This window comes from Mesorhizobium sp. CNPSo 4689, assembly GCF_057784325.1.
Window position 1 is genome coordinate 1 of sequence record NZ_JBWLUZ010000004.1, and the last position, 24,286, is coordinate 24,286.

26 protein-coding genes and 5 pseudogenes are annotated in these 24,286 nt (G+C 59.2%); 16 read left to right on the forward strand and 15 right to left on the reverse strand.

From position 1 onward, the window contains the following. The first annotated feature begins 188 nt into the window (after positions 1-188). Positions 189-431 (forward strand): hypothetical protein, encoded by a 243-nt coding sequence (locus tag AC04SI_RS07660; RefSeq protein ID WP_488474064.1) that lies wholly within the window; start codon positions 189-191, stop codon positions 429-431. A 1-nt stretch (position 432) separates the two neighbouring features. Here AC04SI_RS07660 and AC04SI_RS07665 read toward each other — a convergent pair whose 3' ends face one another. Together AC04SI_RS07665 and AC04SI_RS07670 are read right to left on the reverse strand one after the other, a co-directional pair. Next, the gene (locus tag AC04SI_RS07665) at positions 433-1,179 is read right to left on the reverse strand and encodes an NAD-dependent epimerase/dehydratase family protein (protein WP_488474065.1); all 747 of its coding nucleotides are present in this window, start codon (positions 1,177-1,179) and stop codon (positions 433-435) included. Continuing rightward, positions 1,152-1,373 (reverse strand): annotated as a pseudogene (locus tag AC04SI_RS07670) (sorbosone dehydrogenase family protein); the annotation flags it as partial. The pseudogene AC04SI_RS07670 and the gene AC04SI_RS07665, both read right to left, overlap by 28 nt. Here AC04SI_RS07670 and AC04SI_RS07675 point away from each other — a divergent pair. From AC04SI_RS07675 to AC04SI_RS07695, 5 genes are all read left to right on the forward strand, one after another. Then, on the forward strand, positions 1,369-1,518 hold the full coding sequence (locus AC04SI_RS07675; protein WP_404276480.1) for a hypothetical protein: 150 nt from the start codon (positions 1,369-1,371) through the stop codon (positions 1,516-1,518). The pseudogene AC04SI_RS07670 and the gene AC04SI_RS07675 sit on opposite strands and share 5 nt — an antisense overlap. A gap of 884 nt (positions 1,519-2,402) precedes the next feature. Next, positions 2,403-2,627: a DUF768 domain-containing protein gene (locus AC04SI_RS07680; RefSeq protein WP_404275964.1), complete on the forward strand. Its 225-nt coding sequence runs from the start codon at positions 2,403-2,405 to the stop codon at positions 2,625-2,627. 207 nt (positions 2,628-2,834) lie between these two features. Beyond that, a complete protein-coding gene (locus tag AC04SI_RS07685) occupies positions 2,835-3,857 on the forward strand; it encodes a glycosyltransferase family 2 protein (protein WP_404275966.1) in 1,023 nt (340 codons plus the stop codon). Beyond that, entirely contained in the window at positions 3,832-4,524 is a 693-nt protein-coding gene (locus tag AC04SI_RS07690) for a methyltransferase domain-containing protein (protein WP_488474066.1), read from the forward strand. Before AC04SI_RS07685 ends, AC04SI_RS07690 begins: the two co-directional genes overlap by 26 nt. Next, positions 4,502-4,954: a GtrA family protein gene (locus AC04SI_RS07695; RefSeq protein ID WP_404275970.1), complete on the forward strand. Its 453-nt coding sequence runs from the start codon at positions 4,502-4,504 to the stop codon at positions 4,952-4,954. The genes AC04SI_RS07690 and AC04SI_RS07695 overlap by 23 nt, the downstream gene beginning before the upstream one ends. 21 nt (positions 4,955-4,975) lie before the next feature. On the opposite strand, the gene AC04SI_RS07700 is transcribed toward AC04SI_RS07695, so the two are convergent. From AC04SI_RS07700 to AC04SI_RS07710, 3 genes are read right to left on the reverse strand one after another with little or no spacing between them, the layout of a single operon-like run. Then, positions 4,976-5,599 (reverse strand): hypothetical protein, encoded by a 624-nt coding sequence (locus tag AC04SI_RS07700; protein ID WP_404275972.1) that lies wholly within the window; start codon positions 5,597-5,599, stop codon positions 4,976-4,978. Beyond that, positions 5,586-6,833 carry a hypothetical protein gene (locus tag AC04SI_RS07705; RefSeq protein WP_404275973.1) on the reverse strand — a complete coding sequence of 416 codons (1,248 nt, stop codon included), beginning with the start codon at positions 6,831-6,833 and terminating at the stop codon, positions 5,586-5,588. Before AC04SI_RS07705 ends, AC04SI_RS07700 begins: the two co-directional genes overlap by 14 nt. Next, on the reverse strand, positions 6,820-7,140 hold the full coding sequence (locus AC04SI_RS07710; RefSeq protein ID WP_488474067.1) for a hypothetical protein: 321 nt from the start codon (positions 7,138-7,140) through the stop codon (positions 6,820-6,822). The genes AC04SI_RS07705 and AC04SI_RS07710 overlap by 14 nt, the downstream gene beginning before the upstream one ends. A gap of 205 nt (positions 7,141-7,345) precedes the next feature. On the opposite strand from AC04SI_RS07710, the pseudogene AC04SI_RS07715 reads away from it, so the two are divergent. Next, positions 7,346-8,008, forward strand: a pseudogene (locus AC04SI_RS07715) (DUF6766 family protein). Positions 8,009-8,054: 46 nt separating this feature from the next. Then, positions 8,055-8,222, forward strand: coding sequence for a hypothetical protein (locus AC04SI_RS07720; protein WP_404275979.1), 168 nt, complete (start codon positions 8,055-8,057; stop codon positions 8,220-8,222). 420 nt (positions 8,223-8,642) lie between these two features. Here AC04SI_RS07720 and AC04SI_RS07725 read toward each other — a convergent pair whose 3' ends face one another. Then, positions 8,643-10,685, reverse strand: coding sequence for a sensor histidine kinase (locus AC04SI_RS07725; RefSeq protein WP_404275980.1), 2,043 nt, complete (start codon positions 10,683-10,685; stop codon positions 8,643-8,645). A 217-nt stretch (positions 10,686-10,902) separates the two neighbouring features. Here AC04SI_RS07725 and AC04SI_RS07730 point away from each other — a divergent pair, with 217 nt between their 5' ends. Beyond that, the gene (locus tag AC04SI_RS07730) at positions 10,903-11,613 is read left to right on the forward strand and encodes a L,D-transpeptidase family protein (protein WP_404275982.1); all 711 of its coding nucleotides are present in this window, start codon (positions 10,903-10,905) and stop codon (positions 11,611-11,613) included. 440 nt (positions 11,614-12,053) lie between these two features. Here AC04SI_RS07730 and AC04SI_RS07735 read toward each other — a convergent pair whose 3' ends face one another. Continuing rightward, a complete protein-coding gene (locus tag AC04SI_RS07735; protein ID WP_404275984.1) occupies positions 12,054-12,287 on the reverse strand; it encodes a DUF6894 family protein in 234 nt (77 codons plus the stop codon). Between the two features lie 193 nt (positions 12,288-12,480). On the opposite strand from AC04SI_RS07735, the gene AC04SI_RS07740 reads away from it, so the two are divergent. After that, positions 12,481-13,200 carry a Crp/Fnr family transcriptional regulator gene (locus AC04SI_RS07740; RefSeq protein ID WP_488474068.1) on the forward strand — a complete coding sequence of 240 codons (720 nt, stop codon included), beginning with the start codon at positions 12,481-12,483 and terminating at the stop codon, positions 13,198-13,200. Between the two features lie 39 nt (positions 13,201-13,239). On the opposite strand, the gene AC04SI_RS07745 is transcribed toward AC04SI_RS07740, so the two are convergent. Continuing rightward, a complete protein-coding gene (locus tag AC04SI_RS07745; RefSeq protein WP_404275987.1) occupies positions 13,240-13,521 on the reverse strand; it encodes a hypothetical protein in 282 nt (93 codons plus the stop codon). A 14-nt stretch (positions 13,522-13,535) separates the two neighbouring features. Continuing rightward, positions 13,536-13,826, reverse strand: coding sequence for a DUF982 domain-containing protein (locus AC04SI_RS07750; protein ID WP_404275989.1), 291 nt, complete (start codon positions 13,824-13,826; stop codon positions 13,536-13,538). Between the two features lie 626 nt (positions 13,827-14,452). Between AC04SI_RS07750 and gloA2 the strand changes: the two genes are divergently transcribed. Together gloA2 and AC04SI_RS07760 are read left to right on the forward strand one after the other, a co-directional pair. Next, positions 14,453-14,857 carry an SMU1112c/YaeR family gloxylase I-like metalloprotein gene (gene gloA2, locus AC04SI_RS07755; RefSeq protein ID WP_488474069.1) on the forward strand — a complete coding sequence of 135 codons (405 nt, stop codon included), beginning with the start codon at positions 14,453-14,455 and terminating at the stop codon, positions 14,855-14,857. A 148-nt stretch (positions 14,858-15,005) separates the two neighbouring features. Then, entirely contained in the window at positions 15,006-15,269 is a 264-nt protein-coding gene (locus AC04SI_RS07760) for a hypothetical protein (RefSeq protein ID WP_488474070.1), read from the forward strand. Here AC04SI_RS07760 and AC04SI_RS07765 read toward each other — a convergent pair. The 5 genes and pseudogenes from AC04SI_RS07765 to AC04SI_RS07785 all read right to left on the reverse strand — a co-directional run. After that, positions 15,197-15,373: pseudogene (locus tag AC04SI_RS07765) on the reverse strand (DNA repair exonuclease); the annotation flags it as partial. The gene AC04SI_RS07760 and the pseudogene AC04SI_RS07765 sit on opposite strands and share 73 nt — an antisense overlap. Before the next feature lie 516 nt (positions 15,374-15,889). Next, a pseudogene (locus tag AC04SI_RS07770) lies at positions 15,890-16,220 on the reverse strand (SLC13 family permease); the annotation flags it as partial. Between the two features lie 8 nt (positions 16,221-16,228). Next, positions 16,229-16,444 (reverse strand): hypothetical protein, encoded by a 216-nt coding sequence (locus tag AC04SI_RS07775; protein ID WP_488474071.1) that lies wholly within the window; start codon positions 16,442-16,444, stop codon positions 16,229-16,231. Between the two features lie 245 nt (positions 16,445-16,689). Next, the gene (locus AC04SI_RS07780) at positions 16,690-17,367 is read right to left on the reverse strand and encodes a DUF6064 family protein (protein ID WP_404275995.1); all 678 of its coding nucleotides are present in this window, start codon (positions 17,365-17,367) and stop codon (positions 16,690-16,692) included. Then, positions 17,367-18,282 (reverse strand): annotated as a pseudogene (locus AC04SI_RS07785) (aldo/keto reductase). The gene AC04SI_RS07780 and the pseudogene AC04SI_RS07785 overlap by 1 nt, the downstream one beginning before the upstream one ends. Positions 18,283-18,307: 25 nt before the next feature. On the opposite strand from AC04SI_RS07785, the gene AC04SI_RS07790 reads away from it, so the two are divergent. The 4 genes from AC04SI_RS07790 to AC04SI_RS07805 all read left to right on the forward strand — a co-directional run bounded on the left by AC04SI_RS07790 (position 18,308) and on the right by AC04SI_RS07805 (position 22,082). Continuing rightward, positions 18,308-18,568: a hypothetical protein gene (locus AC04SI_RS07790; protein ID WP_488474072.1), complete on the forward strand. Its 261-nt coding sequence runs from the start codon at positions 18,308-18,310 to the stop codon at positions 18,566-18,568. 269 nt (positions 18,569-18,837) lie between these two features. Further along, positions 18,838-19,293, forward strand: a complete 456-nt coding sequence (locus AC04SI_RS07795; RefSeq protein WP_488474073.1) for a (2Fe-2S)-binding protein — start codon at positions 18,838-18,840, stop codon at positions 19,291-19,293. A gap of 4 nt (positions 19,294-19,297) precedes the next feature. Continuing rightward, positions 19,298-21,529 (forward strand): xanthine dehydrogenase family protein molybdopterin-binding subunit, encoded by a 2,232-nt coding sequence (locus tag AC04SI_RS07800; protein ID WP_404275999.1) that lies wholly within the window; start codon positions 19,298-19,300, stop codon positions 21,527-21,529. A gap of 400 nt (positions 21,530-21,929) precedes the next feature. Next, the gene (locus AC04SI_RS07805; RefSeq protein ID WP_488474074.1) at positions 21,930-22,082 is read left to right on the forward strand and encodes a hypothetical protein; all 153 of its coding nucleotides are present in this window, start codon (positions 21,930-21,932) and stop codon (positions 22,080-22,082) included. 1,360 nt (positions 22,083-23,442) lie between these two features. Here the strand turns inward: AC04SI_RS07805 and AC04SI_RS07810 are convergent. Further along, complete coding sequence (locus AC04SI_RS07810; protein WP_404276001.1) at positions 23,443-24,213, reverse strand: Crp/Fnr family transcriptional regulator; 771 nt, start codon at positions 24,211-24,213, stop codon at positions 23,443-23,445. Positions 24,214-24,286: the final 73 nt, after the last annotated feature.

Sequence of the window (24,286 nt, forward strand, 5' to 3'; positions counted from 1 at the left end):
TCCGGAAACCCCGCCCGACGAGCCGCCGGGCGTGCCTCCCCCCTTCGCCTAATCCCGTTCCCGAGCCGGGAAGAGGACCTCCGGAGATCCCACCGATCACGCCGCCGGAAATTCCTGCAGAGCCAACGTTCCCGGGCCTACGGCCGCAGAGCACAGTAGTTGCAAACGAGGGGGGGTTAGTCGCCAGAGTGCTCGATCATGCCGATTACCTCCTGAATGTCGCGCGGCTTGATTCCGACTTCCCTCAAACCTGGCAGGTCGATCGCCGCCACGTTGTCGACGCGCATGAGATCGACCTGGTTGCGCTGGATCGGGCGCCCGGAACGAACTCAGCCATGGCTGCGATGGAATTCCACACCGCAAATGGCATCGGCACCAGCATCGGGCGCGTGCCCAGTCTTCGGCCGATTTCCCAGACCAGTTCCTTGTAACTCAGGACGCGGGGCTGCCGAACTCGAAGGTCGATGGCTCTTCGTTGCTTCTCTCGATCAGCCGGCTTATCGCTTCGGCGACGTCCCCGACATAGACGGGCTGAAGCCGTGTCGCGCCATCGCCGAACAGCGGATAGATCGGTAGGAGCCGGACCAGCCGCATCAGCGTCGTCAGGAAGACATCGTCGGGCCCGACCATGACGGCCGACCGGACGACGAGCGCCCCGGGAAAAGCATTCCTTACCGCCCCTTCCCCTTGCCCCCGTGCCCTTATGTATGTCGAGTCCGACCGCAGATCGGAGCCGATCCCTGAAATCTGGACGAACTTTTCGACTTCAGCTGCGCGCGCCGCACCGGCGAGGTCTGCGGCTGCCTTAACGTGGACGCGTTCGAACGTCACATCTCCATGTTCGACATAGAGGCTGGTCGCATTCACGACGGCATATGATCCGGTGACGGCCGATCCGATGGAAGAAGCGTCCAATATATCGGCTTCGATCGGTTCGGGCATGTTGGGCGCGGTCGCGGCCGCCTTAGGTTTCGCGCGATGTGGATGGCGGGATACCGCGCGCACCCGAAACGCCTTCTCCAGGAGACTTTGCACGAGCCTGCGGCCGAGAAATCCTGTTCCGCCGAAAACGGTGACGATCCGTTCGGCCCCGCCGTCGTTTCGATCCATGAGCCCAATTCCTTCCGGGCGCCCCGCGGGGATGCGCCGGCCTAGTCTGTCGCCGGGACCACCCGCCAAATCTTGTTCCCCACATCATCGGCGATCAGCAACGCGCCAGTTCGGTCGAGGGCGACGCCGACCGGACGGCCGAGGGCCTTGTCGTCCTTGCTCAGAAACCCGGTGAGCACGTCTTGTGGCGGCCCCGACGGCTTGCCATCCGCAAACGGCACGAAGATCACCTTGTAGCCGCTTCGCGGCGCGCGTCGCGTGGACGAGAAGGGCGACGACCGCCAGCCAGATAAAACCGCCGACAGTAGCCATGAGCCAGAACAGTTGAGCGATCTGGTGCGCTTCCTCACCGGCCGGATCGAGCGCCGACTGGACGCCTGCGCAACTGGAACACACTTCCAAGGATGAGCACGCCGCGAGCCAACGCACCTCGGTGCGTTTCGCGATGTCAGCGCTTGTCCCTGGAACCGTTGGCGAACCCCTCCCTCCAATCGATGCAGCCATTGTGCACAAACGCGCCCGCCACCGAGTGGTTGCGCCAAGACTTTAACTAGGAGAATCTTGGGGCAGACTTCAAGCCAGCCTGCCGTCATCCACGGGCGCGAGGCTTGCGAAAGCGGGGCCACCATTGGTGCGCTGCCAAGGTGCGGCCAACGGGTGGGCAGAGTCCTACCTGGCAGCTGCATTTTCGGGCTTATTCCAACACCGGGAACTGCCCGACGGCCGCGTGGCCTCTGTTGCAGGCGTTGCCGCTATTCGGCTTTCGGCGGCACTTCTTCCTTAATATCTGTATTATCTGTCGAACTCGACGTGTCGGCCTTTTCGACGCTCGCGGTCGTCTGTGTGTCGACCGACGCCTACACCTTCGAATGCCCGGGGCACTCTGCGGAAGCGGCGGATATGGTGAGACCCAGTGCGGCGGCTATTGAGAGGAACGTTTTCATTCGTCATCTCCTCTTCGTTGACCACACAGCGTAACGCGTCTTCCCTCCCGCCGCAGAATCACATTTGGGAGGAACTGTCTCGCCCTCCTCTCACGGGCGGATCAAGATGTTATGGGCCGGCCAGGGTGGATGCCGAAATGAGACCTAAGTCCGCAATTGGATGCGACTGAGGGCCAGCCACGGAACCCTTGAAGCTACTCCACGTTCGGCACCCGAAGGTCTTGGGCTGAAAAGGAGAAATGCTACGGCTGACGGCCCAATTGCTGTAAATGCCACGACGACGCACGAGGCTTGTCGTCATCCTAATGTTGGCGCCGGAAAGGGATCGTCAGATCTGGCCCACTGCCGATGAGCACGCGAGGCGCTGACTTTCTGCACAAATGGATTTCCGAACATATGCCGGAGGGGTCAATCGACGACCTTGGCCGGCTCGTGACCGATTTGGCAGACCAGGCAATGCGGGCTGCCGACGCCGAGGGCATCCCGATTCAGGAGATCGATGAAGAGATTGGCAGCGTCTATGAAGCGATCATCCACGCAGTCGAACATCGTGAAGGCGGTCTCGTGGGGTGAAACCGCCAACCGATGGATGCCTCGGGCACCAAATCGTCGACCACTTGAACGTGCGAGCAACGCAGCCTCTCCGACACCGACGAGCCGCATACACAAAATTTCTCTAATTTAGGAATGACTTATGGAACTTTGGGGCGCCCGTTTCATTTCACCCGCATGCGAAATTCTGTGGTCCAAAGCATCAGGACGGGGGTGAATGCGCCGTCGATGCCGCGCTACTCGCTGGTCCTGCCGATATACAATGAAGAACAGGTGCTGCCTCGGCTGGTCGAGCGGATCAGGTCGCTGATCTACCGGTTAGACGGAGAGACCGAGGCGATTTTCGTCGATGACGGAAGCCGCGATGGCAGCGTTAGCTACCTTCGGCGTGTGGTCGCCGACGAGCCTCGTTTCCGGCTGATCGAGCTTTCCCGCAATTTCGGGCACCAGATCGCGATCACAGCCGGCATGGACGCCGCCGAGGGGGATGCCGTTATCGTCATGGATGCCGACCTTCAAGACCCACCCGAGGTGGTTCTCGATTTGGTGGCGAAGTGGAAGGAAGGTTTCGAGATTGTCTATGCCCGCCGCGTCAAGCGCGAGGGCGAAACCTGGTTCAAGCGATTTACGGCAAGTCTCTTCTACCGCTTGCTCGAGAAGATGACGTCAGTCGACATCCCGCGCGACGTCGGGGATTTCCGCCTGGTCGGACGCAAAGCGCTGGAAACTTTTAGACAGATGCCCGAACAAGATCGCTTCGTGAGGGGTATGTTCGGTTGGATGGGCTTCAAGCAAACGGCGGTGCCTTTCGAACGCCCAGCGCGGACCCTGGGGCAGACCAAATACCCATTCTGGAAGATGGTGCACCTTGCCGTGCACGGCATAGTCAGCTTCTCAGAGCAACCGCTGCGCCTGGCGCTCTGGGGCGGCTTGTCCATTTCGACGCTTGCCATAGTCTTTGGCGCCTACGCCATTTTCGCCTGGATCTTTGAAACCGGCATTATTGCCGGCTGGACCTCCACCGTGGTGATCGTGTCGCTCCTGTGCGGTATCAATCTTTTCATGACCGGCGTGGTCGGACTTTATGTCGGCAGCATTCACGCCGAGGTCAAACGCCGCCCGCTTTACGTGATTGATCGCCTCACCGGCTTTGACGAGGCGATGCGTGCCTCCCCTGGTGAGAGCCGCCGATCGTTTCGCAAACCCCGGAATGGAGTCTCGGCCAATGTCCGAACTCTTCGACAGCTATAGATTGAATTATGGCGAGGCGGTCCAAGGATCGATCCAGTTTTCCGGCCTTAAGCACGACTTCTTTCTAGTGGCGAAGGCCGACGTGCTGCGACGCATTGTTGTCGAGCGAGAGCTTCGTCACGGCGGCTCGCGTGTGCGGGCGCTAGACGTCGGCTGCGGCATCGGTTCGCTCCATCCCTATCTCGAAGGCGCTTTCGACTGCCTGGATGGCTGCGATATCTCGCAAGAATCGATCCTGCGCGCCAGCCAGGACAATCCACACGTCTCCTACAGGGCCTGCAACACGCCGAACTTGCCATATGACCATGGCGCGTTCGATATGGCTTTCGCCAGTTGCGTCGTCCATCATGTTCCACCCGCCTCATGGCTCGAATTCCTTCGGGAGATGCGGCGCGTCGTGCGCCCGGGCGGCGTCGCCTGCATCATTGAGCACAATCCCTATAATCCGCTGACGCGTCTCGCGGTGTTCCGGTGTCCATTCGACCAGGACGCGGTCCTGCTCAGCGCAGCCCAAACAGCATCCCTCTTTCAAGAAGCAGGCTTCAGGAACATCCGATCCGAGCACTTCCTGCTGTTGCCGTCAGCCAAGCCGTTCGCCCGAAGAGTCGAGCGCGCGCTGGCGCGCCTGCCGCTGGGAGCACAATATGCGTGTAGTGCGCTTGTCTGAGCATCGGCCTGTTCGTGGCGGCGCCCTGAGGCTTTTGGCGCGCTTCGGCTTGGTCGGCATCGCCGCCACAATCCTGTATGCTGCATTGGTTGCCATTTTCACCAAATCGGAACGGATCGGCTTCACGCCCATCCAGGCCTCGCTTGCTGCATACGCCGCAGCCACTCTGTTCTCGTATCTGGCTCACAAATCCGTAACGTTCGTGTCGGGCGGACCGCATCAATCTGAAGCTCCGCGTTTTCTCCTGCTGGCGGCAACAGGCCTGGCAATCGCCTACGGGGCGCCGGCGCTGCTGACGGTCAAGCTGGGCCTGCCGCTCATCATTCCCGTGCTGGTTACTTGCTTACTTGTCCCCGCGATCAATTTCTTCGTGCTTGACCGATGGGTTTTTGCCGAGCGGAGTCCAGATCAGCCAAATCGCTCCGCATGATCCGCTCGAGAAAATAATGTTCTAACCGGCGTCAAGCCTGAACGACACCAACTTGATGGAGCGTTTGTAGATATTGCTTGCGGCCGGGCTGGGCGGAATCCCATCGAGATAGTCGAAGGCCATTTCGACTGTCTCCGCGTTCCCAAAGGCCGTGTGCGGAATGACGAACGAGACCGTCGTCGGTTCTTTGCCCGACAGTATGACCTTATGCACCGGAACGCCGTACACCGAGATCATCACCCGTTGCGTGATCTGTGGCGGACGAATGACGGCGGCCATTTGTAGCGTTGCCGTAAGACCGTTGTGCAGTGGCGGTATCCGCAGACGAAGTCGCGAGGTCTCGCCCAGCGAGTGCGTGCCGTCGGCTACCGGCCCCGACCAGCCACAAACTATCATGCCGGCTGCTTGTTTGGCGCCGTCGGACCGGAAGGAAACCGTCTGGCCAAGGGTGTAATTGCCAATGGCATCGCGGTTGAGGCATGTCGTCGTGCGATCGATGTAATAGGCACGATAGTCAGCGTTGACCTTTGGATTGAGAGCCAGCGCGAGGACGGCGATCTCGGACACGGCCAGAACCGTCGCAGCCGCATAGCCGCCAAACGAGACCGCACGTCCATAGGGGGCCAGGGCGTCAGACCAAGGCAAGGTAGCCTCCAATCCATGCCGCCGTCATGAAATAGCAGGCATGCAAGAAGAGAACCAAAGCGGCGAGCCAAGTCAGTTTCGACGCCGACAACAGGACAGCCACCAACATTATCAGAGGCGCAAGCCCAATGACGTATCTGACCATGGAGGCCAGATTCGTGATCAATGGCAGGATGATGCAGATCGCGCAGAAGAGCCCCGCACCATATTGCCTGCGAGCCACCAGCACAGCCGACAGCGCCAGCCCGGCGATCGCCGCTAGCGCGCTCCATTGCGGCGCCGTGGGCAGCCATCCGGTCGTCGGAACCGCCGAGAGCCCGTCCCATAGAAAGAGGAGCGGATTTCCAGCCACCCGTCCAAACGCGCGTTGGACGTGTAGGAACGCAAAGCCGTCGCCGACAGTGACATACAAAAACAGGATGTAAGCGAACAAGCCGGCAGGCGAGATAAAGATCGCAACGAGGAGATCCGGTCGACCGAGCACCCAGCGTGGAAAGGAGAATGTCGAGCCGCCTCGTTCACGATGCTGCCGGAACATTTGAACGACGGTCGCAAATACAACAAAGACGCCGACAAGCCTGGTTGCCGACAGGAGCGCGGATGAAACGCCCGCGACGAGATAGCTGGAGCGCTTGAGTGCCAGAAAAACGCACGAGGTCAGGAGCACGAAAAGCGGTTCGGAAAGGAACGTGGTGAAGTGGAAGGAGAACGGGCCGCTGAGCAGAAAAGCGCAGTACAGCACATAGGCCCGCATGTTCTTCTCCAGCAGCGGCCATGCAACCAGACATGCGGCGTAGCTGCATGCAAGCGAGGCAATCGACGCGACCAGTATCGTTGGAAAAGGGAAAACCGACCGGATCGCCGCTACCAGCGTCGGATAGAGTGGAAAGAACCCCCATCGTCCGACATTGCTTTGGTTCGGTATGGGAAAGCGCTCGTAGCCACGTTCGGAAATATCGACATACCAGTGGCAATCCCAACGGCAGAGCGCACGAGCATAAGGTTCGAAGCCTGGTTCTACCAACGTTGAAGCCACCGCTGCATAGCGAATGGCAAGTCCAACGATACCGAACAGGAGCGGCACGGCTACCACCGCCGCCGCTATCCGGTGGCGCTCGTAGATCCACCGCCAGTAGTCACGGAAGATCTCGAAATGCTTGGGGTCCTTTACCCACGGCGCATGGCCGGTGTTCTTGACAGCCGTGACGGGATTGTTGGTCCTACCTTTGCTCATCGCTAAGCAGCGGCCGGACGCGCTTCCATTTCGTCAGGGAATCCTGATCGACCGCGAGCACGCCGCCGACCTTCCCGATCACCTTGCCATCTTCGTCATCGACCCGCGTGACGTGTCTGGTGAGATCCAACTCGTGCGACGGCTTGGCCTTCTTCGGCGCGTCGATCAAGAAGGGGAAGTGGTCGGTCGGAACGTTCCCGCTGGCCCGGCCGTTGTCGAGCAGTTCCAGAATGGTGACGCCTATCGTCACCTCGTGGCCAATGTCGATGCCCCTATGTTCCCGCGTCATACAGAGATTCTGGAGCACGGTCGGCGATCGTCAAGAGGTTGCTAATATTCGGTTGGTGAACTGCAACAAACTCTTTTCAGCCCGGTTTCACATACCGAGGGGGTCCGGTTCGGAAGCGCCGGATGAACGGTCGGACAATCACGATCGAGACAGGAACAATGTTTGACGCAAAGCCGTTCCAGCATTGGCCAACTGCGGCCTCTGACTTCAACTCGGCGACGGCATGCGATCTGTTCTGAAAAACAATGGCCTCGTGCTCACAATGCTGGCTATTTTCCTGGCCTGCCTCATTGGCCAGGCGCTGACTGGCTGGGCTGCGGACAATCAGGAACGCGCCCTCCATGGCGAAGCGCAGCGCAGTATTTCAATGTTTCTTAGTTCAGGCTCCTTCCTTTCGGCGCTCTTTGAAAATTGGGAAAGTGAATTTCTGGAAAAATGGGCCTTCGTCATGCTGACCGCGTTTTTGATCCAGCGCGGATCTGCCGAATCGAAGGATCCGGACAAGTCCTCCCGGCAAGACCGCGATCCGGCTCTGGACGAGAACCGCACCGATGCGCCTTGGCCGGTGCGTGCCGGCGGCTGGGCCAGGGCAGTGTATTCGCATTCGCTGGGCCTGGCGCTATTGGCGCTTTTCATCGCTACTTTCGTGCTGCATGTGTGGAACAGCACGCGCCGCGCCGCCGAAGAAGCGCTCCAGCATGGCGCACAACCCGAGACCATATGACAGCACGCTATCTCCGGTGCGTTCTGGTTTGAGAGTTTTCAGAACTGGCAAAGCGAGTTTCTGTCGACCGCCATCCTCATCCTGATGGCAGTCTTTCTTCGTGAGCGCGGCTCGCCGGAGAGCAAGGCTGTATCCGACCCACATAGCAAGACAGGCCGTTGATCGCGTTAAACTTCCACCGGGGCATTGCGTGGGTCAGGAGGTTTCTATGCCCAAGTTCCGCTTTGAGACCACTGACGGCAAAACCACGATTTTCGAGGAAGAGCTAGCCAGCGCAGACCTTGCCAGCCCGAGAGCAATCGAAATCGCCCCGCGCAGCTATCGTGGACCCTCCGACCGGCGCCGATCAATCAGGCTCGACAATCAGGGTTTATGATGAAGCAGGCTATTTGGTTTCTATCGTTAATTTCTCCGACGTAATGCGCGACAGTTCCGAGTTGCAACGGCCGAGCGGCGATCCACCTGCCGAGGAGCCGGGTGTTATGCGGTCTGGCTGATCAAGCTTCAACAAAGCTGGAAATGTCAGCGCGGGATCGGGAGATCGCGACTTCGCCTTCTGCGCTCAATGCTTCGCGCATTTCGACGAGCAGGTCAGAGTTCACAAGCGTGGGTTGCCACCAGCCACCTGCAGTGTTCGCTGTGTCCGGGCGACCGTCGAGCGGGCCACGTTCTGACGAGTTCGGGCGGCGTCGCCGAGCGCCATCTGCCCCAAACGTAGTCAACGTTTGTGCGCAGTGCATAGGGATAGAAGGTGGTCAATTCTAACGGCTCAACGAAGCTCCCTGGCCGCAGGCAGTTAGGAGGAAAAGGCTTTCGGCACCTGAGCCTCATTCGATCCAGACAAATTCACCTGGAAATTGCAGACCAGCCCTGATTTTTCGAATGTCAGCACAATTCGACCAGCGGAATCGGAGGCGAATACACGCTCCAGCAGCTGGGTGCCAAATCCCTTGCGCTCGACAGGCCCGACGGTCGGGCCGTTCTTTTCACGCCAATCGAGTTCCAGTCGGCGATGGCGTTTTTGACTGGCGAGCTTCCAGGATATCGAAACACTGCCCTTCGCATTCGACAGCGCTCCATATTTGATCGCATTTGTCGTGAGTTCATGAATTGCCAACGCCAATGAAAGCGCGACGTTGGGCGGAAGCCAAACCTTCTCTCCGCTGATTTGAAAGCGCTCCATCCGCGCGTGCGGGTTGATTGACGCCGTGATCAGATCATTGAGATCGGCGCCGCTCCAGTTCTTCTGCGTGAGGAGGTTGTGCGCCTTTGCCAGGGAGACAAGCCGGCTGGACAGGGTCCGACCTGCCTCGGGCAAGCTGGTGGCGTTGCGGATCGTTTGGCTTGCGATGGATTGGACCACTGCAAGCGTGTTCTTGACGCGGTGGTTCAGTTCGTTGGCCAGCAATTTGCGGTGCTCTTCGCCGCGCTTGCGATCGGTTATGTCAAGGCTGATCTGGACGGCGCCTATGATGCTACCGCCCGGATCGCGGATTGGCCGCGCGCTCGAAAGCAGGAAGCGCTCTATCCCGGACGGAAGGATGTAGGCGAATTCTTCGTTGTCGGTCAGCTCTCCGCGCATTGCCCGGCTCAACGGTCGGTCTTCACGGCTCACGGTGTGACCGTCCTTGACTGCCACGGTGTTGATCACGAGGTCGGGCGCGCCAAACGACTTACGGCCGTCCGTCGGCAAACCCATGAGTTCCGCTGCGAAGCGATTGCGGATGACTTGGAGAGCCTTCGGGTCGTAGGTAAACCAAACCGCAGCCGGCACCGTCTCCAACACCGTTTCCAACTCATACCGGCGCTCAGCGATGGCACGCTCTGCGTCAACCAACGCCTGCGCGACAGCAGCGAACTCGGCAACCGAGGTTGACAAGGGTTCAACTGTGCGGCCATGCCCCAGAGCCTCAGCGCGAGCAGCAAGCTCGGCGGTCGCTACAGTGAAGCGCTTTCCAACGACGTACCCGAGGGCCATTGACACAAGAAGCGCGAGCAGGCCGATCCCGCAAATCGCCGCGAGCGAACGCCAAAGCGGCGCTTGCACCACCGAAAGCGGCACGTTGGCGGTATAGAACCAATCGGAATACGAGGATCTGTAGTAGCCTGCCAGCAGCGTCGTGCCCTCGAAGTTGCGGGATGTGAAACTGCCGGAGCGACCGACGATTTTTTCCAGATATTCGGGCAATCCGGGTTTACCGGTCATCTCCTCATGCGACTTGGAACGCGCCACGTAAGTTCCATCGCGATCTCCAATGCCTACAGTCCAGCCCTCAGGCACTGCTGGCATCATCACATCACGAATGCGGGCGGTTGGGACAGAGATCGAAAGAAGCAGGTCTTCGCCCGTCAGAACCGGCACCCGTATGGCAACGGAGATGCGATAGTCTTGAGGGTCCTTGCCGGCAAAGACATTACTGACGAAAATTCCGGAAGCCTTGAGCTTCTCGCGATCCCTCGCCGACATCGGCTCGACCAGCGGCAGCTTCGCACCGTAACCGATCTCTGTATTCAACAGTTGATTGCGACCAAGATCGCGCAGGACAATGATCCGATCCGTGCCCTGGACAACGCGGAGCGCCTCGCCACGAAAGCCTGCCAGGTCGCCATTCGCGAGAGCGGCCGATTTCGACAGGCCGTCGAGAATCGTTTGCAGATTGGCGATTTCACCCTCGACAACAAGCGAGACCTGGCGGGCCGTTTGCAGAGCATCCTGCTCGAAGCGGGATCGATCATGCAGGGCATATTGGCCAAGCAGATAGGCTGCGAAGAGCCAGACGGGTATCACCGCGGCTGCGATCAGACCGAGCAGGTGCGATCGAGCTGGTCGACGAGGCAAATCCGTTTCCCCTGCCGCCTCAGAAACTCGCCAACCATAATCGCAAGCCGGGGAACGGCAAGCGTTAGTTCATGCATTCAACCAAACTTGGTTGGGTCGGGCGGAGAAGGCCCACGACCGGCAGCGAAATTGGTCCCGGCAGTCTTGCGCGCGGCCCCGGGGAACCAGATAAGGCCTTGCTGCGTCATAGAGGAAAGGGGAGACCTGGGACCGACTGATGGCGACCTCCGCCAGCCCTGCCCTGGTAACTTATGAGCTGACACGCAAGGATGTGAGTGGCCCGTTCACCAAGCGTATCCCGCCGCGGATGGAGAGGATGGCGCGTCTGTCGAGGCTGGGCTATCGCAACGCGGTCGAGAAGCTCGCTGAGCGCTTCCATGTCAGCGAGCAATTGCTGAGAAGGCTCAATCCTGGCGCCAACTTCCGCAAGGCCGGCACGGCCCTGGTCGTACCCGACGTTGGGCGGAGTGATCTTCCCGACGCGGTTGCCAGCCTTGAGGTCGACAAGAGTGCCCGCCAGGTGCGCGCACTCGCTCCTTCCGGCAAAGTGATTGCAGTCTACCCCGCCTCAATCGGCAGCGGGGAGAAGCCGGCGCCGAGCGGTATGGCGGAGGTCAAACGCGTGGTGCACAACCCAACCTATCACTACGATCCGAAGTTCGCTTTCAAGGGAGTGAAGGCCAAACGACCGTTCACCATCGCCGCCGGGCCTAACAATCCCGTTGGATCAACCTGGATTGACCTCTCGATCGAAAGCTACGGCATCCACGGCACGCCCGAACCCGGAAAGATCGGCAGGACCTTTTCGCATGGCTGCATTCGTCTTACCAATTGGGACGCCGAAGACTTGGCATCAATGGTAGACAAGGGCACGAAAGTCAGCTTCGAAGGCGAGACTGCGAACACTAACGATCTTCAGTCACAGTAGCGCTCGAATCACGGCAATTTTCCCTATGAAGAAAACCGTTCGGGGTGCTCGTTGCCACAGACTCGGAGAATCTGGTTCCCCAGCGAGGTTCTGCGGAACCCTCTGTCAGAACCGCTCGGGCCGCTCCCCGCCGGCCCGTTCGAAGGCGGACAGAGGTGCAGATTTGTTCGGCGGCCTAGCGGCCCCGGCGATCTTTTCGGGACAACCGGTCGAGCAGTGCTCGAAGCCGATCGGATAAAAGGGGTTCAACTCGAAAGAAGGGCCAGGTGCGCAAATGGCGCCTTACCGCCTCATTCGAAAACTGGCGTCGCAGGAACTCGGCAAGGACCTCGGAGTGGCGTTTATCGTGAGCCATCGTGTCTATCCACTAACAATCCCGAAACAGCCTCAATCTGGAATGTTCCTGCGGACAACCTTGCAGACGCCAACGCGGCGAAGGCTCAACTCCAGGCAGAGGCAAGAGTGAGAGACGCCTCGAAGATCTGTTGCCGGTTTTCATCCCGAACTTTGACAGTGATCACTATCAGATCGCCATCCGGCATCTCGTCGTGGGCAACATCATGCAATATCCGGAGCGCTTCGATCCTCGCGCGATCGCGCGTCGGGAAAAACTGCCCCTCACGATCCATCTCGGGGCCCTCCGAGTTGTACAAGTCGAAATAGAAGCGTTCCATTGGCTCAAGCATCCGGGACTGCGTTAGATCCACAATTCCCGCCCGGGATCATTGTTCCAAAGCGTTAGCCTTCAAAGGTAGCGATCGACGCCCTTTGCCGGACATGCCGGGGAATGCGGACCGCACAGCTGCCTGCAACCACCCCCGATCTCCGACGTTTGACCTAGGCGGTCGAACACAGCAGGGAATTTGAATGCTAGAGTCCCTTTATCTAAATCTTGGCCAGCACGACGCCCTCTCGGAACATGAAAAGGCTCTACTCGCTGGTGCGATGTCAGTCGAAAAGGACTTTGCCACGGGGCAGGATATTGTTTCGGAGGGCTCGCGGCCGACCTACAGCACCCTGATCCTCGACGGTCTGGCTGCGCGATACAAAGTCCTAGAGGATGGCGGGCGGCAATTCACGTCCTTGCAGGTGCCTGGGGATTTTGTGGATCTGCACGCCTTTCTGCTGAAGACCATGGACCACGGCATCATCGCCCTGTCACCCTGCCGGGTGATCGTTGCCGAGCATAGTCGGCTACGTGCCATCACCGAGGAAGCGCCACATCTGACCCGCCTTTTGTGGTTGGATACGCTTGTTGACGGGGCCATTCACCGGGAATGGATCGTGGCCATGGGAAGGCGGTCAAAAACGTCTCACTTGGCACATCTTGTGTGCGAGCTCTTTATTCGACTTCAGGGCGTCAAACGAACGATCGGCATGAGTTTCCGGCTTCCTTTGTCTCAATTGGAATTGGCCGACGTGCTTGGACTGTCGGTCGTCCATATGAACCGAGTTATCGCCACGCTACGCAACATCGGCGTCATTGGCTGGGCGAACCATACAGTAACGATTCTGGACTGGGAGCGGCTTGTGCAAATAGCCGAATTCGATCCCACCTATCTCAGCATGAACCGCGAGCCTAGATGATACCAAGGTTCCACCGCAGGAAGGGCACCGCTTTCTTATTCAACGCGAACTGTTGCGTGATGGCTTCCACGCTAAGACCGACATGATGTCGACGGTGACCAGGCCGCCGGCCTTTATTGTCACCCGGCCATTGTCAAGGTCGACGCCAGTGACGTGGCCCGTGACTGCAACTCGGTCTCCCGGTTTGGCGTTTGCTGGAGGCTCAATAGCGAAGGGAAAATCATGGCTGGGAATTTCGACGCTCGCTCGACCACTCTGAAGCAATTTCAGGATGGTGGCGCTCAGCGTTACCTCGTCGCCGATATCAAGATTCAAAGCCATTCCGGATGACCCGCTCAGCCTCCGCCCCGGGACCACAATTCGTCCAGCATCACAAGCGCAGAGCTTCGGGTTTCCGGTTTCAGCAGCCCTTGTTCCTTGGCTGCTTCCTTGAAAGTGGCGAAAGCAACCGCCGGGCGGCAAATCCCGCTCAATGCGTCGTCCACCAACCGGACGGCTGCCCCATAGGCTATCGCTTCCTTGTTTTTCCACCGTCCGCCAAGGGCTTTTTTAGCATCGGTGATCGATGAAACCACCATCGTGCCGCCGTCCACAAATTTGATCGTGACAGGAAGGAATCTGGTCATAGATTTACCAGCCAAACCACTCTCTTGTTCGCCACAGCAATCCAACGAATGGCGCCAACAAAAATAGAGCGGCGCCCAAAACCAGGAAGGGGTTCTGTAGCGGTTTCAATTTTTGCATCGAAGAAGATTTGGCCGTGGACATGTTTGTTCAATTCCCTTGTTGAATGCTTGCGTGATCGCTCCAAAGGAGATTGCAGCGGATCGAGCTACATATTGCTGGCCGGTCGGCTTGGGGGCCGTGGTTTGTGTGGTGGCAATTGGCGCGGCCTTAGCGGGACGTTGGCGAGCGAGTTGCGGATAGGCCTTTCGGACGGCGCCGGTGACGTGGCAGCACGGCGGCGCAGCAGCGCGACCGACAACCTGCCAAGAAAGTCTCGAATTTCCATGGGCGCGTCTCCTGCATGAGCGCCCCCGCCGAGCGTTGGTTAACACCTGGCGCCTATCGCCCGCATTTAACTTTGATATATCCCCGCTCGAATCTTTCCATCGCGGCTACGGCGGCTCGTGGGGTTGGCTTGGCACCTTCCGCAACCTTGCCCCGCACTCGCGGCGTGCGCCGTGCCGCCGTCAGGCGGATGCCGTTGCCGGTGGTGTGGCCGCGGATCCTCAGCTAGTGTTGGAAGCACATGTTCTGTCGCATCCATCATGTCGCGATCATCTGCAGCGATTACCTTGTGTCAAAGCGATTTTACGTCGAGCAACTCGGTTTCGGCGTGGTCGATGAGAATTGGCGTGCCGACCGGCAATCCTGGAAGTGCGATCTTGAGTGCGGTGAAGTGCGCCTTGAGCTTTTCAGTTTTCCTACCTCTCCACCGCGCCCAAGTCGACCGGAGGCACGCGGCCTGAGGCACCTTGCGTTCGCGGTCGAGTCGGTTGCACACGCAGTCGAGCACCTGCAGAGCCAGGGCATTTCGATAGAACCTGTCCGCATCGACCCCTACACTGGTGCGCTATTCACCTTCTTTGCCGATCCGGACGGGCTCCCCATCGAGATTTACCAAGTCGAACCGTCGGAAGCGCATAACTGCTAAGTTTGGATCCACTTCGACTCCGTTTCAGTCTTCGTCCCAGACCGGCAGCAATCTGTTGCGTTATCGGCGATGGATTTTGCCGATTCGGTGTAAGCGCTGATGCGAAGGCCATCGGCGAACCGGCTCCAGCTGTTTCGATATCCGCGACATGACGTCGTGGCGCATCCAAATCGAACACGCCTGCGCGAACCTGATCCGCGCGCTTGAGAGCATCGGCATAAGTTCGGATCCTGGCGACAGTCCGGAGACGGTGATGGCCGTCGCGGAACTCTTCCTCGACAGGCAAGCCAAGGTGGATGCCGAGCGTGCAGAGGCGGTCAGAACAGTCAGCGCGAAGGAAACCCTGATCCCGGCTTGGTGCAGGCGAGTCATCTGCGACGCCAGGAACCGCGCCGTTTTCATCGAGGTCTGATCGCCACCGTAAAGATCGCCGGCGATGACCAGCATCGACCCGCTCTGCAAGGCAGAGATCCACGATGGAGACGAATGCCTGCGACTGGCGTCGCCGATGAGTTCGGGTTCCGAGCTGCACCTGCGCTCGGCGTGACGCGTTGCCCATCGGGCTGCCGGACTTCGCTGGGGCGAGAGGTCAACCTACATCCGCACAATGCAGAATTTACGTCTTTAGGCTGAGTCGGAAGCCAACACCGGAAATGCTAAGGTAATAGGCTGTTGTAGGAGCCGCTGGTCAGTTCCGAGTAGAAGCGACACCTGTCTAAAGGAAGCCCGGTTGCAACACGCTCCGGGCTTTCTTTCTTCTATTTGGCCTCTGCGGGCCTCACGAGAGGGCGTCTGGACTGGTCCCCAGTGCGGGAAGGCGTGGCGATCGTTTCTTTGCGGAGAAGCACGGGCCTAACCCCTCAGGGCAGCGAAGTTGGTGGCCGTCTCCGTCCCCCAATAGGGCGAACGGACCTATCGCGCGGTCCCGTGGACACCGTGGTTCTGGGCGAGCCCTCCATCCTTGTCGTAACAACCCATCTGGTCGCGGAAGATGACGAGAACTCGCTCACGGGACGTCCACGTTTGATCGTATCAGGCCAGCGGCCAGACGATCATCATGGCCGGGACCGCGACGATGATGACAATGACGGAAAGAGGCAGGCCGAGCCGCGAATAGTCTAGAAGCGATATCCGCCGGGGCCTATGACCAGAGCATTGCATTGATGGCCGACAGGCGTCAGGAAATCGCAGCCGGCGCCGATTGCTATTGCCATCAAAAACGCTTGAGGCCTGTAATGCAGGCTGGTCGCAAACCCAGCGGCGATCGGAGCCATGACCAGCACACAGTCGCGGCGTTGTTGAGGAAAGGCGTAACCGTCATCGCGGCGATGAGGATGAGGGACAGCGCTCCGTAGCCCGGCAGGGCGGCGCCTACGTCAGCCAAAGTTGAGACATCTGCTGCACCTGGGCGGCGCGGCGCTCCGCCAGTGGCAACAGCCCGAACTCGCGCAGAAGTAATGACGATGTCATCGCTGAATCCGGTGAAGCTTCGTCGAGCGGAACCACGCCGACCGCCAGGGCGAGCAGTAGAGCCAACGCAGCGATAAGGTCATATCGAAAACGGCCCCACACGAAGGCTCCTATCATCAACGCGTGACCACAAAGGAGAGGGTCTGAGACAAAGTAAGCATGGTCGGCTTTCGCTCTTGGCGTTCAGCAGGGCGTTAGCAACATTCCGTTGCTGCAGCATCCGGGTTCAGAGCAGAAACGTATTTCGCCCGTGGTCAACCGATGCGTATAGTTCGTCCCTTCCTCCCCGCCGCCGCTCGACCGCAGCGCCGCTCCAATTACATTATGTTGTCGGGGGCGTCGAAATGGAGGCGGAGCGGACCCTAGGAAGCAGGTCGCCTGATCAAAGACCGCAGCCCAAGTGCCGCAAGCACAATCGCGACCATCACAAGGGGCAGCCAGGCCTGCCGATCATCCATGGTCCAAAGCGTGACGCCGCTGAGCAGGCACCAAAGCGAAGGAATGGGAAGGAGCAATGGAAGCAATTTGCCGCGTGCCGCAAGCAACAATCCCAGCGTCACGATCACTGTTGGATCTGGCGCGATGCCCAAGACTTCCGCGTTTGTCCACGGTCGTCCAACGAGGGGCGGGAAAAGCGGATAAAGGACGAAGCCGGCGGCTGCGAACAGCAGCCCGGTCCAGCCGGCGATGTCCCGCCGATCGAAGGCCAGTCCGCCGGGCATGATGGCGGCGATCAGCAGCCCGACCGCCTGGAAGGCGAAGAGCGGGGCGACATAGAAGATCGTCCAGTTGATGGCCGCATAGCGATCCCACAGGAAGGTCCAGCCGACGAAGATCCAGAGTGCAGCGAGGAGAAGCCCAATCCATCCACCATCACGGTTCGGTTGCCGGAGCAGGAACATAAAAATCGCCAGGCCCACGGCGACCGTGACAAGGTGCAATGGCCACAGCGCCTCATTCTGCAGTTCGAACATGCGCCAGTACACGCGCGCGGAGAATAGCAGGAAATCGTCAGGCCGGTATGTCCACCACTCCGACATCAGAGATCGCGAACGTAGGCAGCCATCTGTTCACGCATGGCGGCGTCGGGAAAAGCACCGCGCGCGGCGGCCACGTTCTCGCGGACATGATTGACCCGGGTGGTAGCTGGGATGGCGACGGTAATGGCGGGATGCGAGAGAATGAACTTCAGGATGAATTGAGCCCAGGTTGCGGTGCCGATCTCTTTGGCCCATCCGGGCAGTTGCTCGCCGTCAAGCCGTCGTGTGAGCGCGCCCTGACGGAAAGGCCGATTGACGATCACGGCAATGCCGCGTTCGGCTGCCAGCGGCAGGAGCCGCTCCTCCGCCTCGCGATCCACGATGTTGTAGGTGAGCTGCACAAAATCGAGAGGATGAGAGCCCATGATCTCCTCGAACAGATCGTGGCGGCGCCCTTCCGATGTCGTGATCCCGACATAGCGGATTTGTCCGGCCGCTTTCATCTCGAATAGCGTCTGCAGATGCGCTTCCCAGGCGACGAGATTGTGGACCTGGACAAGGTCAAAGCGCTGAACACCCCAGAAGCTGCGCGATCGTTCCAGCTGCGCGGCCCCGCCCGCGGAGGACGATGTCCAGACCTTCTCAGCCGAGAACAAGGTCTCCGGCCGGCCGAGCCGGTCGAGGCCGTAGCCGATGACAGGCTGGGACGAGCCGTACATGGGCGAGGAGTCGATCATACGCCCACCCGCCTCAAAAAAATGCGCCCATCACGTCGGCGCATTCATCCCTGAGCGCCGGATCGTCACCGACATTGAAGGTGATCCAGGTGCCGAGCCCGATCGCGGGGATTTGTTCTCCTGAGGACGGAATAGGACGCATCATGGGTGCGGTGGCCTGGCCGATCGCGGGTGCCGGCAAGGTCGCCGCGGCCGCGGCGGCTGCAGCTTGAACGAATGTTCTCATCGTCATATGCATCTCCGTTGGGCGCTGTCACGTTGTTGTGGCAAGACGCCCTGAAACGCCGAAAGCAGATATCAGGCGAGCATTCCGGTCATGGCTCTCCATTGCTGCCGCTGGAAAAGACGTCTCCTCCAGAGTAGCAGAAAAGGCCGTTCAAGCCCGTTCCGAACGGCTATCTAGAACGGCCGCCTATGGCGCCGGCCCGACCACCGCCGCCAACGACGCCATGGCCGCGGTGGAGCGCGACATGGTGCAGAGCGTGCCGAACGTGACCTACATCGAACAAGGCCGATTTGATTAAGCATCCGATGGCACCGACGCAGGGAATTATCCGCAACAGGGAATTTTTTCGCGTCCTTTGGCGTTAGTGAATTAGTTCGCGTTGAAAGTGCTTGGAACCAAAACCATGGCCGGGGCCGGCCGTGCAGGCGAGGAAAGGCACTAAAATGAAAAAAGCTCATGATGACGGTCAGAAGTCGAGAATTCGTGACCATCTGACCCAGATACCGGTCTGACCAAAAACCGCACCTCAGCGATCACGCTGAGGTCGTTTGCGTGCAGGAGGTTGAGTTGATTTCGTTTCGGCTGAATGGAAAGGACGTAAGCGTCGATGCGCCTGAAGAGGCCGACCTGCTCTATGTTCTATTGAACGACCTCAGGGTGAATGGCTCAAAGCTCGGATGCGGTCGCGCGCAATGCGGATCCTGTACCGTGCTGCTCGATGGAGAGGCTATCCGATCCTGCGTTACCCCGACGAAGGCGGCGGAAGGCCTGGAGGTGACGACCCTTGAGGGGCTCACAACCGATGGCCGCCCGAGCCGGTTGCAACAGGCTTTCATCGACGAACAGGCCGCTCAATGCGGCTACTGCACGGCCGGCATTATCATGGAAGCTCACGCTCTCCTTGAGCGCAATCCCCACCCGACCGACGCCGATGTCCGATCTGCCCTCCAAGGCAATCTTTGCCGGTGCGGAACTCATAACCGGGTCGTTCGGGCCGTTTTGCGTGCCGCCAACGAGGCATGACGCGATGGCACAACAATTCAGACTCAATAGGCGAGACTTATTTCGCGCAGCGGGCTTCTTGACGCTTTCCTTCGGGATCGCCGGCAATCGCAGCCACGCTGCCGCGGCCGAAGCGGTGAAGCTTCCTGGCGATCTGGAGGATACGCCCCTCCTGAGTGCCTGGATCAGGATCGATGCCGAAGAAACTGTTGTGTTGATGATCGGCAAGGTCGAACTCGGCCAAGGGGCCGTCACGGCCGTTGCGCAGGTGTGCGCCGATGAGCTCGACATCGACTTGAAGCGTTTGCGAACAATCTCGGGGGATACCGCACTGGTGCCGAACGAAGGTGTTACCGCCGGTTCACAATCGATGCCCAACTGCGCGTCTGCCGTAAAGCAGGCGGCGGCGGAGGTACGGCACATTTTGCTGCACCTGGCCGCTGAGAAACTGAAAGCCCCGATTGCAAGCCTCACAGTAGAGGACGGGACGATCAGCAGCGAAGACGGAGCCAAGATTACCTATTGGGAGCTCGTCACCGGGCGAGAATTGGAGCGCAGGGCTACCGGCAAGGTCAAACCAAAGGACGTCGCCGACTATAAATACGTCGGCACATCTGTTCCGCGCCTCGACATCCCGGCCATCATGACGGGGCAAGCACTGTATATCCAGGAGCGAAGACCGGACGGAATGGTTCACGGCGCCGTTGTCCGTCCCCCGACCTACAAGGCGAAGCTCAAGAAGGTCGATACCTCGAAAGTCGAGAAGATGCCTGGCGTGCTCAAGGTCGTGCGCAACGGCAGTTTCCTCGCGATCATCGCCAGCCGACAGGACCAGGCCTATGACGCCTCATCGGCACTGGCCAAGGGGGCTGAATGGGACGTCGAGAACGACCTACCGGGCGATGAGGGAATTTTTGACTGGCTCCTAAGCGCGCCGACTCGTGACGAAGAAATCATGAACGAGACGGCGGGCGCCCCGCGCACGCCGTCAAGAGTTTTCGAGGCGGCTTACGAACGGCCATACCAAATGCATGGCTCGATCGGTCCATCAGCGGCTATCGCCACGCTGTCCGATGATGGGATGCTAACAATCCAGACCCATAGCCAAAGCGTTTTCGAAACTGCAAAGGCGATTGCGCGAATGCTCGGTCTCGATCCTGCGAAAGTCCGCTGCCAGCACATCCCCGGATCCGGCTGCTACGGTCACAACCTGGCAGATGATGCCGCCGCGGACGCAGCACTTCTGGCAATAGAGATGCCTGGCAAACCTGTCCGCCTGCAATACACCAGGCCGCAGGAACACAAATGGGAACCTTACGGCTCCGCCATGGTCGTCAAGACGAGGGTGGGAGTGGATGATCGTGGCGATGTGCTCACCTGGAATCTGGAACTCTGGTCAACTCCGCATGGCACGCGGCCGGATGGTGAGCCTGGCAATCTGCTTTCGGCCCGCTATCTCGCAAAGCCGTTTGCGATGCCAATGCCGGAGAACGGCGGTCCGCCCAACTACGCTGCCGATCGAAACGCCACAGCGCTCTATGATTTCCCGGCCCAACGCGTGGTCACGCATTTCATCAGCGAGATGCCGCTTCGCGTGTCTTCCACCCGTAGTCTCGGGGCCTACGCCAATGTGTTTGCCATCGAATCGACTATGGATGAGCTTGCCCACGCGGCGGGCGCCGATCCGGTAGAATACCGACTGCGCTTCCTCAAGGATGAACGTGCGCGAGACGTCTTGAAATCGGCAGCGCAAAAATTCGGCTGGGATCAGTGGCGCAAATCGGAAGGCCGAGGCCGGGGAATCGGCTTTGCGCGATACAAGAATCTTGCCGCCATGACAGCGGTGGCGATTGAAGTCGAGGTCAATCGGAAGAATGGTCGTATACGCCTCATCCGCGTTGTCGCCGCCAACGACAGCGGCCAGACCATCAGTCCCGACGGCATCACGAATCAGATCGAAGGCGGCGTCATTCAATCGTTGAGTTGGACGCTGAAGGAGGAGGTCAGGTTCGACAAGACGAGTGTGCTGTCGGAGGATTGGAAGAGCTACAGTTATCCAATCATCACCTTCGAAGAGGTGCCGCCGATCGATGTTATCTTGATCAATCGGCCCGGCGAACCGTTTCTCGGCACGGGTGAGGCGGCGCAGGGACCAACCGCAGCCGCTCTTGGGAATGCCGTATTCGACGCCACCGGGGTGAGGTTCCGCCGCATCCCGTTCACACCGAAGCGGATTCTCGCGGGCTTGAAAGCATGACCCGATCAATCAGTTCTGCGACGCAAGAACCTGCAGCGTCTTCATCAACGACAAGCTGACCTCCGTTCCTACGGGTTGAATCGCTGATCGATTCCAGATCTTACCGGGACGCCTCGCCGCAGCCATCTCTCTGCTGAAACGTGGCGGCTTCCTGAACGCTCGGCAGAAGGGTACTGTGTAGGGCAGTGAGCCCGCGTCCCGTCTCTTTGTTCGACGGGAACGCGGGCGGTGGCTGCCACCCCCACCTTTGGAAGTCACAAGCGTAAAAAATGCCATCCTGCGGACGCCTGTCAATTGCAAATATTAGGGTGCGCTAATCCTCCTCCCGAAAATCCTGCAGCGAGGCATGCGTCCGGTCAGCATCGACGACGAGGCGGGACGATCGCTCTGAGGTCCACTGGTGGCGGTCAGTATCGGCGTGGTCAGGCTGGTCGAGAAGTACCGGCCGCCTTCGCAGGACGCCGCTAAGGGACAAAGTGGACTAACGCCGCTGACGGCAGTGCTCAAGCGCGAAACGGCCCGCTGCCTGGCTAGCAGCGAGCCGTACAGGTAGGGCCGGAACAAGGGGGGGCCTTAAGAGGCTCCGGCCATGGCATCAAACGACAAGCTGGAAATTTCGTTCCACAGCGCTCGAATTGGTTAATTTCGTACACAATGTGAAGGTGTCACCGCCCGTTTGGCCTTCGGCCGGGTGTCGGTCGCGTAGATCAGCCCGACGCGCTTGCCGCCGCACTTGGCACATTTCAGCTTTGGAATTATATCGTCTGACATAGCCGGCGCATCCGGGGGCACGCGAGCGCCTGGGCAGGCGAAAAGATCGATGCGGCCTACCACACCAAGTAGCAGCCCACGGCGCATGGCGCGCTTCTAAACAGCCTATGTGGGATGCCTAGCTTAGCTGGCGGTCGAACTACCGCAATGGCGCTTTCGTAGCAGCCACGGCACGGTTGTTGCGGGCCGGGAACAAGCGGTCAGCCCGACCTTTCGGCCCGAAGGCGGGAAGCTTGCCGGAAAGGCTATCCCAAGCATATTAGCGACCACTTGTGAATTCACTCACATACAAAATACCTCCTTGGCGTAAAAGAAAAGCGAGAACAGCAATCTAGCCTCTCTTAAGGGTAGATCTGGCGGCGACAACAAAGATCATCGTCAGAAAGAGGATATTGGCGTTTGAAAGCAACCCGATATCGTTCTCATCACAAACTTTGTGATGATATCAAAAATAGCACCAAAGGAGCTAAATATGTACAAGATCGCTGTAGCCGCGTCTGCATTTTTCATCCTCACGGCACCTTCGTTGGCGGCTGAGTCAAATTTTGTCCGCAGCCTTCGTGCGGATAACGGCTTTGAGCCTCCAGCCGCGTTGAAGGGTCACCATTCGTTCGAATCAAAAGAGATGGTGGGGCCCTTGCAGACAGGGTCCATCGGGAACGCCGGCGACGTTCCGTCATCCAAGTGCGTCGGGGTGAGCCCAAGAAGAGCACGACCCTCTCAGCCCCGACTGCCGGAACTGAGATCCAAATAGGAGCGGTGGCTTAGCGCCACCGCTCTGCTTCCTCTGAGATCACAAACGCTCCTCCTCCTTGGCCGGCGTCTCTACTAGTCTGCGACCCCGGCGTGGCTCCGCGGCACGCCTGAACCCTCCGTTCTCGACCACCTTGCAACTCACCCAGCCGAAGGCCTCCTCGGCGATCGAACCCGGATGGCGGCCGGCCCATGGCGCGCGGCGTTGCGGATGAGTTCGGCGGCAATTAGCCCGACGCGCCAGGATCGGCCGGAACCCCGGCCAGATCTCCTCGGCGTCGCACACCGAAGCGATACGGTGAGAAGGCGCATTTGTCCGGTGTGGCGACTTACGACGCCGACGAAAGGGCTCTACCGAGGGATGCGAGAACGACCGGCGCCACTTCGGTTTATTGCCTCCCCTGCCATAAAGATGCCCGAGCACGTGGGATATGCATCATCGAACGATCAAAGGCGATCTCGCCAAGAGCAACAGACTCTAACGCGGCCCGATTGAGGATCGTCAGCGAGCCGTGGTCGTATTGGGTCAGATGCCGCCGTTCCCATTCTCTCAGGCAACGATTCACTTTCGCTCGAGAGGCCGGGACCATTGCCGCAAGGTCAGTCTGCGAAATGTGGATGCTCCCAGCTCTATCCACGGTAGCCATGCTGTTCGGCCTCTCTGTCAACCGCAAGAGCGTGCTCGCCAATCGAGTGGACAGAGCACTGGCCGCACTGTGGATCACTCGCTCTTGCGCGTCGTGCGTTGCTTCGCACAAATACGGGATCACCTTTAGTGCGAGATCGGGGTGTTTGTCGAAGACCCTAGCCATGAAAGCTACTTCGATTTGCATCAAGTCGCTGTCCACAACTGAAGCAGCGTTCATGCTACTGCGTCGCGTGATGAACAATCTAGTCAGGTCGAAAGTGTCACCCGGACCGAGATCGGAAAAGATGAATTCTCGACCGTCCGAAAGTGGAGCACTAAGCCGAATTTTCCCTTGAATTATGTAGTAAATATAACTTGGTATATCACCAAGGTGAGTGACAATTTTATTCTTAGGAATCCTTCGTAGGACGGCCACTTTCGCCAGTTCATTAAGAATATCTTGCCCAAATAGCCGAAATAATCGTATTTTATCGAGCTGTTTGACCCGAACCTCAGCGCTATTCAATGCCATGGCTCCCGCCCCCTTGATAAGGGTAAAGCGCCCCGGTCCCTAAAGCATTGCCTTGACTACCCTAGAACGGTCC